This is a genomic window from Neorhizobium sp. BETTINA12A, from assembly GCF_023006485.1.
Classification (GTDB): domain Bacteria; phylum Pseudomonadota; class Alphaproteobacteria; order Rhizobiales; family Rhizobiaceae; genus Neorhizobium.
This window is the reverse complement of record NZ_JALBGW010000240.1, coordinates 1-5096: the sequence shown is the minus strand read 5'-3', so window position 1 is coordinate 5096 and position 5096 is coordinate 1. Positions and strand designations below refer to the sequence as shown.

Here is a 5096-nt window from a genome sequence, read left to right as displayed (position 1 = left end):
GGGCCGTACGCTGCGGTCACGGTTGGCATCGAGCATGCGCTGGCGTTCGCGGATCTCGGCAAGGGGGTCGCTTGCGAATTGCGGTTCGCGATAGGCGGACGCTGCGGCCGGCCGGCGGTCGTGGCGCGGATCGTTGGCTTTCGGCGGCTGGCCATCACGCGACGTGCCTGACATCAACCCCTCGATACGCGCCTCGAGCCCTTCGATGGTGCGGTTCAACGCATCCAGGGAAGAGCGGTCGCCGGGACGGGAAGGGGTCGATCGTGATCCGTTCATGTGCTCGCTCGTTTCGACGTTGTACCTGCGGGCTCTCGTAACGGGCCGTGTTCAGGGATAGGGCATCCCGTCATTCGGCCATATATTAGAAATGCCTTACGCAGGACTTGCCATTTCAGCGCACGCGGGACGTCTTGAGGTAAATGTACTGCGTCGCTTAAGAGCCCACTATTTCCTTAAACGTAGTAAACAACTCGTTAACCGGGACGAAAATTTTAACCTTTTCGATGCGTTCGGTCTGCTTTGCCGTGATGACGTAGCGCCTGCCGGCCCTATCTTCCAGCTTTCCCCATCCAGCCTCGCAACTGCTCTGCCCGTTAAGACTGTGATCGGGACGGAGGAATGGCGACGGTGGAGATCGGCAAAGTTCCAGACGCGCGTAATTGACGTTTACGCGAACGTCAATTATTTGTGGTAGAAAGAATGCGGATTCTCCCGTGAGCCAAGGGCCCGGGGCGGAATTCACCGACGAGGATTTGGAGGAAGCTCGACCATGCCCGTGTACAAGGCCCCGGTAAACGATACGCTTTTCATTCTCAACGATGTGCTCGGCCTGGAACGCTACGGCAACCTGCCGGGCTTTGCCGATGCCACTCCGGACATGCTGGAGGCGATCATCGGAGAGGCCGCCAAGGTGGCCGAAGACGTGCTCTTCCCGCTGAACCTCTCCGGCGACCAGGAAGGCTGTACCCGTCACGACGATGGCACGGTCTCGGTGCCGAAGGGTTTCAAGCAGGCCTATGACCAGTATTGCCAGGCTGGCTGGATCGGCCTTGCCGTGCCGGAGGAATTCGGAGGCCAGGGCCTGCCCTACACGCTGCATGCCGCCGTCGGCGAATACATGTCGTCGGCCAACATGTCGCTGATGATGTATCCGGGCCTGACCCAGGGCGCGATCGCCGCGATCCTCGTGCATGGTTCCGACGAGCAGAAGAGGACATACCTGCCGAACATGGTTGCAGGTACCTGGTCGGGTACCATGAACCTCACCGAACCCCATTGCGGCACCGATCTCGGCCTTCTGCGCTCGAAGGCGGCGCCGCAGGCCGATGGCTCCTACAAGATTTCCGGCCAGAAGATCTTCATCTCGGCCGGCGAACACGGCATGACCGACAATATCGTCCATCTGGTGCTCGCCCGCATCGAAGGCGCGCCGGAGGGCACCAAGGGCATCTCGCTCTTCATCGTGCCGAAGTTCATGGTCAATGCCGATGGATCGCTGGGTAAGCGCAACGGCGCTACCTGCGGTGCGATCGAACACAAGATGGGCATCCACGGCAACTCCACCTGCGTCATGAACTATGACGAGGCGACCGGTTATCTGATCGGCGCTGAAAACAAAGGCCTGGCGGCCATGTTCGTGATGATGAACGAGGCCCGCCTCGGCGTCGGCCTGCAGGGCCTGTCGATCGCCGAGACGGCCTACCAGAACGCCGTCGCCTATGCCCGCGAGCGTATCCAGGGTCGCTCGCTCTCCGGTACCAAGGCGCCGGATAAAAAGGCCGACCCGATCATCGTTCATCCGGATATCCGCCGCTCGCTGATGACCATTCGCGCCTTCAACGAGGCCGGCCGCGCCTTCCTGCTGTGGACCGCGCTGAAATCCGATATCGCCCACCGCTCTCCGGATGCGGCCGAGCGCCAGAACGCCGACGATCTCCTCGGCCTCGCGACCCCGATCCTCAAGGGCGTGATGACCGACAAGGGCTTCGAGCATGCCGTGATGGCCCAGCAAGTGTTTGGCGGCCACGGTTATATCGAGGAACACGGCATGAGCCAGTATGTCCGTGATGCCCGCATCACCATGATCTACGAAGGCGCCAACGGCATCCAGGCGCTCGACCTCGTCGGCCGCAAGCTGGCGCTGAACGGCGGCCGCGCCGTGATGGCGATGTTCAAGGAGATCGGCGACTTCTGCGAAGAGAACCGTTCCGACGAGAATATGGCTCCCTTCACCAAGGGTCTCAAGAAGGGCTTGAACGACCTGCAGGCCTCCACCATGTGGTTCATGCAGAACGCCATGGCCAAGCCCGACAATGCCGGCGCCGGTTCGACCGACTATATGCACCTCTTCGGGATCGTGACGCTCGGCTACATGTGGGCCAAGATCGCCAAGGCGGCGCAGAGCGGACTTGCCGCCGGCGACGCCCGCGCCGACTACCTGAAGAACAAGCTGGTGACGGCGAAGTTCTTCATGGAAAAGATCATGCCGGAAACCGCGATGCGCAAAGTCCGCATCGAAGCCGGCGCCGACAGCGTGATGGAACTCGCCGCCGACGCGTTTTGATTGCTAGAGACGGGGAAAAGTTATACACGGATATAACTTTCCTATGGAGGCAGAAATGGCATCCTCGACTTTGCGAAACGTTGGCGGCTCGGTGATGATGGCGATCCCGAAGCCGGTGCTGGAAGAGCTCGGCCTATCGGCCAATACGAAGCTGGAGGTTTCGGCCGAAGGCGGACGGATCGTGGCATCGCCGCAAACCCGGCCGAAATACACTCTGGATGAGCTTCTCGCCCAGTGCGATCTGGATGCGCCATTTACGGAGGAGGATTTGGAATGGCTTAACGATCCGCCCGTTGGTCGGGAGATCATCTGATGGAGCGTGGCGACATCTGGCATGTGGATCTGGAGCCAATAAAGGGACGCGAACAGGCGGGCTCTCGCTACGCGTTGATCGTCACTCAGAAGAGCTTCAACAATGTCGGAACGCCCGTCATCGTGCCGATCACCACCGGTGGGCAGTTTGCCCGTTTTCAAGGGTTTGCGGTTTCCTTGTCTGGTGCGGGCACCCGGAGTTCGGGCGTTGTCCTGTGCAACCAGTTGCGGGCGGTCGATCTGAAAGCTCGTGGCGCCCGCTTTGTGGAGCGGGTTCCCGACTTCATCATGGATGAAGTTTTGGCTCGGATCAGTACGTTTTTCGAATAGCAGATCAGCGAAGAAATGACGGCGCCCAGCGCCACCCAGGGAGATGACACCATGACCGAAGTCTTCATTTACGACCACGTCCGCACGCCGCGCGGTCGCGGCAAGAAGGATGGGGCGCTGCACGAAGTGCCGTCCGTGCGCCTCGCCGCCAAGACGCTGGAAGTGATCCGCGACCGCAACGCCCTCGACACGTCTTATGTCGACGACATCATCATGGGTTGCGTCGATCCGGTCATGGATGCCGGCGCCGTCATCCCCAAGGCCGCTGCCTTCGAGGCCGGGTATTCCACCAGGGCGCCCGGCATGCAGATTTCCCGTTTCTGCTCCTCGGGCCTCGATGCGGTCAATCTTGCGGCCGGCAAAATCGCGGCCGGTTCCGACGACATCGTCATCGCCGGCGGCGTCGAGAGCATGTCGCGGGTCGGCATGGGCATGTCCGGCGGCGCCTGGTACATGGACCCGTCCGTCAACTTCCCCGCCTACTTCATGCCGCAGGGCGTCTCGGCCGACCTGATCGCCACCAAATACGGTTTTTCCCGTGACGATGTCGACGCTTATGCCGTCGAGAGCCAGAGGCGCGCAGCCAGGGCCTGGGACGCCGGTTACTTCAAGAACTCGGTCATTCCGGTCAAGGACCAGAACGGCCTGACCATCCTCGACCGCGACGAGCACATGCGGCCGACCACCGACATGCAGTCGCTGGCCTCGCTCAACCCGTCGTTCCAGATGCCGGGCGAGATGGGCGGTTTCGAAGCGGTCGGCATCCAGGCCCATCCGGAAATCGAGCGGATCAATTACGTCCACCACGCCGGCAATTCCTCGGGCATCGTCGATGGTGCGGCAGCCGTGCTGATCGGCTCCAAGGCCGGCGGTGAAGCCATGAACCTCAAGCCCCGCGCCCGCATCCGCCACTTCGCCAATATCGGCTCCGATCCGGCGCTGATGCTGACCGGCCCGGTCGACGTCACCGAAAAGCTGCTCGCGCGCTCCGGCATGAAGATTGCCGATATCGACCTCTTCGAGCTCAACGAAGCCTTCGCCGCCGTTGTGCTGCGCTATATGCAGGCCTTCGAGATCAGCCACGACAAGATCAACGTCAACGGCGGTGCCATCGCCATGGGCCACCCGCTCGGCGCCACTGGCGCGATGATTTTGGGCACCGTCCTGGACGAGCTGGAACGCCGCGATCTCAACACCGCGCTGGTCACGCTCTGCATCGGCGCCGGCATGGGCACCGCGACGATTATCGAACGGGTCTGATGCCTCTCCTCCGTCATGGTCGGGCTTGACCCGACCATCCACGGCCCCGGGGGTGGATCCTCGGGTCAAGCCCGAGGATGACGGAGAGGCAAGAGGGCCAGGCGAGCGCCACAGAAATTTCAGGGAAGAGGAAATCCCATCATGAGAACCTACAAGAACTTCACCGTCGAAACCGACGCGGACGGCATTGCTCTCGTTACCTGGGACATGCCCGACAAATCCATGAACGTCTTCACCATGGAGGTGATGGACGAGATCGAGGCGATCGTCGATGCGACTGTCGCGGATGCGGCCGTCAAGGGCGTCGTCTTCACGTCGGGCAAGTCGTCCTTCTCCGGCGGCGCCGATCTTACCATGATCAAGTCGATGTTCTCGATGCTCGCCGAGGAACAGGCGAAGGACCCGGCCACCGCCGCGCAAAAGCTGTTCGATGCCGCCGGCCGCATGTCGTGGCTGTGGCGCAAGGTCGAGTTGAACGGCAAGCCCTGGGTCTCGGCGATCAACGGCACCTGCATGGGCGGAGCGTTCGAGCTGTCGCTCGCCTGCCACGGCCGCGTCGCTGCCAATTCCAAGTCGGTGAAAATCGCGCTTCCGGAAGTCAAGGTCGGCATCTTCCCGGGCGCCGGCGGCA

6 protein-coding genes are annotated in these 5096 nt (G+C 61.8%); 5 read left to right on the top strand and 1 reads right to left on the bottom strand.

Annotated elements, in window-relative coordinates; all coding sequences use genetic code 11:
* Nucleotides 1–276, bottom strand: a 276-nt coding sequence (locus tag MOV61_RS28180) for a hypothetical protein (protein WP_247138961.1), incomplete at its 3' end; no start/stop codon positions are given.
* A 493-nt stretch (nucleotides 277–769) separates the two neighbouring features.
* On the opposite strand from MOV61_RS28180, the gene MOV61_RS28175 reads away from it, so the two are divergent.
* The 5 genes from MOV61_RS28175 to MOV61_RS28155 all read left to right on the top strand — a co-directional run.
* Nucleotides 770–2563: an acyl-CoA dehydrogenase C-terminal domain-containing protein gene (locus MOV61_RS28175; protein WP_247138960.1), complete on the top strand. Its 1794-nt coding sequence runs from the start codon at nucleotides 770–772 to the stop codon at nucleotides 2561–2563.
* A 55-nt stretch (nucleotides 2564–2618) separates the two neighbouring features.
* Nucleotides 2619–2876, top strand: coding sequence for an AbrB/MazE/SpoVT family DNA-binding domain-containing protein (locus MOV61_RS28170; RefSeq protein ID WP_040125728.1), 258 nt, complete (start codon nucleotides 2619–2621; stop codon nucleotides 2874–2876).
* On the top strand, nucleotides 2876–3205 hold the full coding sequence (locus MOV61_RS28165) for a type II toxin-antitoxin system PemK/MazF family toxin (protein ID WP_040124486.1): 330 nt from the start codon (nucleotides 2876–2878) through the stop codon (nucleotides 3203–3205). Before MOV61_RS28170 ends, MOV61_RS28165 begins: the two co-directional genes overlap by 1 nt.
* Nucleotides 3206–3256: 51 nt before the next feature.
* Nucleotides 3257–4465: an acetyl-CoA C-acetyltransferase gene (locus MOV61_RS28160; RefSeq protein WP_247138959.1), complete on the top strand. Its 1209-nt coding sequence runs from the start codon at nucleotides 3257–3259 to the stop codon at nucleotides 4463–4465.
* 141 nt (nucleotides 4466–4606) lie between these two features.
* Nucleotides 4607–5096: enoyl-CoA hydratase-related protein (locus MOV61_RS28155; protein ID WP_247138958.1), on the top strand; the 490-nt coding region annotated here is incomplete at its 3' end.